Below are 4,571 nucleotides of genomic sequence, written 5' to 3' on the forward strand. Positions count from 1 at the left end.
TAGGCCGGCGTCACGATCGCGGCGCGGCCGCCCTCGGTGCTCCTGCCATGTCCGATGTGACCAAGGCCGCCGGGGTGTCGGAGATGGCCGAAACCGCCGCGGGCCAGCGCGGGCGGCGAGGCCGACAGCGTGAGCGCGATGGCGATGCCGATCGCGGCAAGCTTGGAGGTCGTCAATGCCGCGGGACGCAACACCGCCGCGCGACGACGCATGTGGACGCAGGTTCCGGCTTCATGGTGCGCGTGCGAGGCTGACCCGGCTGCGTGAATCTGTTCCATGGCAAGTCCGATGTCATGACGATGATCAATTCGAGAGACACCGAGACGGGCCGCCTTGCAACCGATGGCGCGCGAGACTCACGCAACGGTGACGTATCGCCGCGCGATTGATGGCTGGCGGCTCTGCATGGCGCGCTTGCCATCGTGGCGCGCATGGCGAGCAATAAAAAATTACAAATTGGCGCGCGCCGGAGGCCAAAAAAATTGGGCTGCCGCCTGAGAAGCGGCAGCCCATTCGATTGAAATCAGGTCCCGCGTCACCTGACGGAGAGGCCGACGGTCAATCGAACTTAAGTGCCGGCGCTGGCCGTGCTGGTCGCGCCAGCAGTGCTCGAGGCGCTGCCGCCCTGCAGCGCCCCCTGCGCATTGTAGGTCTGGGGCTGACTGTTCGACGAGCTGGCGCTCTCAGCGCTGCCGGATTTCTCGGTCTCGGAGGTGCCGTCGGAATAGGTGATGGTCGTGATGGTGATGCCATCGAGGGTGATCGAGACCTCGCTGACCACCGTCTTCGACGAGGAGCCGCTGCCGCCCGATGCGCTGCTGCTGCCGGAGGAGGACGATGCGGAGGAGGTCGACGACGTCGCGTCGGTCGAGGACGTCGACGAGGTTGAAGACGTAGACGAGGACGTCGACGACGTGCCCGAGCTCGACTGGGTCGAACTCGGGGTAATAATCGAACTGACGGAGCTGATCGACATGGTGATGCCTGCGTAGAGGAGATGAGGGCGCTTGACGGTACGGCAATCGCATCCCTTCAACGCAAAAGTCGTTAAGAGCAGGCGTACAGATGGGTTGCTGATTGTGTCACGATCCCGTGCTACGGCTCGTAGGCCGTAGGCGGACTAGCGGAGCGTAATCCGCCACGTGCACCTGTCATAGAAGGTTGCGGATTGCGCTGACGCGAACCCGCCCTGCGCACCGCTTTCACTGGAGCCTGTTACTCCGTGGAGGCCCGCCATCGCTCAGCCCGTCGGAAATGATTGACTGTCAAGCAGCGACGCGCCCGGTTGATCTGCGCATCCGTTGCGCCCTGGCTGCGCGCATAGCTCTCAGCCACCGCCGCGGTATATTTCTCGACATAATATCGAACCTCCGAACATGAGATCCGCTGGTCCTGCCCCAGCTCGTTAGCTGCCTGGAGCCCCGAGCCCATTGCCAAAATCAGCACGCCTGCGCCGATCACGCTCCGCAACATTGACTTACCCCCGCCATATCAACCCGTCCGACAACAGGTCTGAATCGTGTGGGCAGCGCAAATTAACAATGATGCTTCGCGCGAAGTCTGAGGACAGTGTGGCTTCGCAGTGTCACCAACGGAGCTAACCTTCGCGCGTCCGAGTTCTTGCAGCACGTTTGGCCAAATCCTCAGCGCCGGTTCCAACACGGGAACTGACCACGTCAAGCTTGAAGCAGGGGCGCGCTGCTGCTCGTCAGCGCCGAGGTGCCTTACGTGGTGTAGGTCTGTGGCGCCTGGCTGCTGGGCGCGTTCGCGCTCTTGGCTGCCCGATGTCTCGGTTTCGGTGGCGCCGTCGGATTAGGTGATGATGGGGACGATGCCACCAATGGTGAAGGAGCCTTCGCTGACGTAGGCCTCACACATATCATGATGCGAACTTCTGCTTCAGATCACTGGCGCTGGACATCACAGGGGGCTGCGTCACAGCGGACGCGCGCCGCATGGATATCGGAGCCACCGGGTCTCGCCTTTGGCGAGCCCGATTACAGGCTCCGGCGGGCGATCCAGTAACCGGAGACGGCTGTCATGATCGAGAAGCCGCGGCGTACTGGATCCTCCGCTTTTGCGGAGGATCCAGCGGAGTGGATGGCGGCCGCCTTGCTTCACCCCAGCAACACCGCATCTGCCGCCGCGATGCTGTCGGCGCCGTCGGTGACGGTCTTTTCCAGGGATGGCGCCTGCACCGCAACGGCCTCGGCGAAGAAGCGGGCCAGTGCCACGTGACGCGCGGCGTCAGACTCGTTCTCGGCTCGTGCGGCGAGCGCTTCGCTCGCCAGCATGCAGCCGCCAAGCGCGGAGCCGAACAGGCGCAGATAGGGTGTGGCGCCGGCGAGCGCGTCGGTCGGGTTCGAGGCCAGCTTCTCGAGCAGCCAGCGGCTGGTCCGATCGAGCGAGCCGAGCGCATCGCGCAGCTTGGCCCCGGTCAAGCCAAACGCCGGATCGTTCGAGGCCTCGACCTTGCGGACGACCTCATTGAGTTCGTCGAGCAGCTTGAACACCGAGGCGCCATTGTTGACGCCGAGCTTGCGGGTGACCAGGTCGATCGCCTGGATGCCGTTGGTGCCCTCATAGATCGCGGTGATGCGGGCGTCGCGCGCATGCTGCGCCGCGCCGGTCTCCTCGATGAAGCCCATGCCGCCATGCACCTGCACGCCGAGATAAGCGACCTCGTTGCCGATATCGGTCGAGAACGCCTTTGCGATCGGCGTCAGCAGCGCGCCGCGCGCGGCGGCATCGCTGCGCACTTTCTCGTCCTTGGCCCGCGCCGCGATATCGAGCGCCACCGCAGTGGCGTAGCAGATCGAACGCGAGGCTGCGGTCAGCGCCCGCATCTGCAGCAGCATGCGCTTGACGTCGGGGTGATTGATAATGGCGTCAGAGCCGCCGCTCTTGCTGCCGACCGGGCGGCCCTGCTTGCGCTCTTGTGCATAACTCAGCGCCTGCTGGAAGGCGCGATCGGCGATGCCGACGCCTTCGAGGCCAACCGCCAGGCGCGCCTGGTTCATCATCGTGAACATGGCGCGCATGCCGGCATTCTCTTCGCCGACGATGTAGCCGATCGCGCCGCCATGATCGCCCATCGTCATGGTGCAGGTGGGCGACGCATGGATGCCGAGCTTGTGCTCGACGCCGCTGGGATAGATGTCGTTGCGCGCGCCGAGCGAGCCGTCGGCGTTGACGAGGAATTTCGGAATCAGGAACAGGGAAATGCCCTTGGTGCCGACCGGCGCATCCGGCAGCCGCGCGAGCACGAAATGCACGATGTTATCGGTCATGTCGTGGTCGCCATAGGTGATGAAGATCTTCGAGCCCTTGATGCGGTAGCTGCCATCATCAGCGCGGTCGGCGCGGGTGCGCAGCGCACCGACGTCCGAGCCGGCCTGCGGCTCGGTGAGCTGCATGGTGCCGGTCCATTCGCCGGAGACCAGCTTGGCCAGATAGATCTTTTTCAGCTGGTCGCTGCCATGGGCATCGAGCGCCTCGATCGCCGACAGGGTCAGCAGCGGGCAGAGGCCGAACGCCATGTTGGCCGCGCTCCAGATCTCGGTGCAGGCGGCATTGATGGCGAGCGGCAGGCCCTGGCCGCCGAATTCTTCCGGGCCGGAGACCGCGTTCCAGCCGCCTTCGATCCAGCGCCTGTAAGCATCAGGCCAGCCCGGCGCGGTCGTCACCTTGTTGTCCGCAAGCTTGATGCCATGCTGGTCGCCGCTGCGGTTGAGCGGCGCCAGCACGTCACTTGCGATCTTGCCGGCTTCCTCGAGCACCGCGGCGGTGACGTCGGCGTCGAAATCGCCGTAATGCCCGGCCTCGACCGCAGCCTTCAGGCCGGCGCCATGGTTGAGGGCGAGCAGGATGTCGTTGATGGGCGCGCGGTAGATCATGACGCTTCCTCGGCGGTTTCTTGGACGGTGTTTTGGGCGATGTCTGGAGTGTGGCTGCCGTCATCCCATGAAATTGCCCGGCCCTCAACTGTCGCGCGAAGGTCAGGCCATGACTGCAACGTCTTGCGGCGGCTGGCGAATACCGGCGAGCTGCAAAGCAGGCGAGGGCGGTGCGAAATTCCGCCGGCGGAGCAGTTGAAATGGGGGGCCGCGGTCTGTAGACCACCGGCACCGAGCCGGAATCGGCGGGCCTTTTGGGGTTCGCGTCCGGTCCGCCTGATGGGGCGTAGCCAAGCGGTAAGGCAGCGGATTTTGATTCCGCCATACGGAGGTTCGATCCCTCCCGCCCCAGCCAGATTATTCTATAGGATTCAGCCGTTTACCCGCTCGCGACGTTATGATTCTGACTCGAAGTCTCCGGCGCATTCTGAATGGGTATTTTCGCCCGGCGCTTCCTGGTCGCGGCTAAAATTCGACCGGACCCTGGAGCGGGGCTGGGACGCTGGATCGAATGCTCTTCTCAGCCCCATGACCGCACTGCTGCGGCTTGGTTGCGACCTCACCTTCGTTGCGTCCGAGCCCATGACGATCGACCAGATTGCGACGGCGGCTGGCTTGTCACGGCAGGCGAACGGCGCGGCGACTCGTGGCCTTGGCGTCGAGGGACGCCGAGGC

At 64.5% G+C, this 4,571-nt stretch carries 5 protein-coding genes and 1 tRNA gene; 2 read left to right on the forward strand and 4 right to left on the reverse strand.

The window, feature by feature from the left end; genetic code table 11:
• Both WA702_RS08765 and WA702_RS08770 read right to left on the reverse strand, forming a co-directional pair.
• Window positions 1-212, reverse strand: a 212-nt coding sequence (locus WA702_RS08765) for a hypothetical protein (protein ID WP_425110129.1), incomplete at its 3' end; no start/stop codon positions are given.
• A 356-nt stretch (window positions 213-568) separates the two neighbouring features.
• Window positions 569-781 carry a hypothetical protein gene (locus WA702_RS08770; protein ID WP_425110130.1) on the reverse strand — a complete coding sequence of 71 codons (213 nt, stop codon included), beginning with the start codon at window positions 779-781 and terminating at the stop codon, window positions 569-571.
• Between WA702_RS08770 and WA702_RS08775 the strand changes: the two genes are divergently transcribed.
• Complete coding sequence (locus tag WA702_RS08775; RefSeq protein ID WP_425110131.1) at window positions 759-992, forward strand: hypothetical protein; 234 nt, start codon at window positions 759-761, stop codon at window positions 990-992. The two genes, WA702_RS08770 and WA702_RS08775, sit on opposite strands and share 23 nt — an antisense overlap.
• Window positions 993-1,215: 223 nt before the next feature.
• On the opposite strand, the gene WA702_RS08780 is transcribed toward WA702_RS08775, so the two are convergent.
• Both WA702_RS08780 and WA702_RS08785 read right to left on the reverse strand, forming a co-directional pair.
• A complete protein-coding gene (locus WA702_RS08780) occupies window positions 1,216-1,431 on the reverse strand; it encodes a hypothetical protein (RefSeq protein ID WP_425110133.1) in 216 nt (71 codons plus the stop codon).
• A gap of 686 nt (window positions 1,432-2,117) precedes the next feature.
• Complete coding sequence (locus WA702_RS08785) at window positions 2,118-3,896, reverse strand: acyl-CoA dehydrogenase (RefSeq protein WP_425110132.1); 1,779 nt, start codon at window positions 3,894-3,896, stop codon at window positions 2,118-2,120.
• Window positions 3,897-4,176: 280 nt separating this feature from the next.
• Here WA702_RS08785 and WA702_RS08790 point away from each other — a divergent pair.
• A tRNA-Gln gene (locus WA702_RS08790) sits at window positions 4,177-4,251 on the forward strand.
• The last annotated feature ends 320 nt before the right edge of the window (window positions 4,252-4,571 follow it).

This window comes from Bradyrhizobium sp., from assembly GCF_049798375.1.
GTDB lineage: Bacteria > Pseudomonadota > Alphaproteobacteria > Rhizobiales > Xanthobacteraceae > Bradyrhizobium.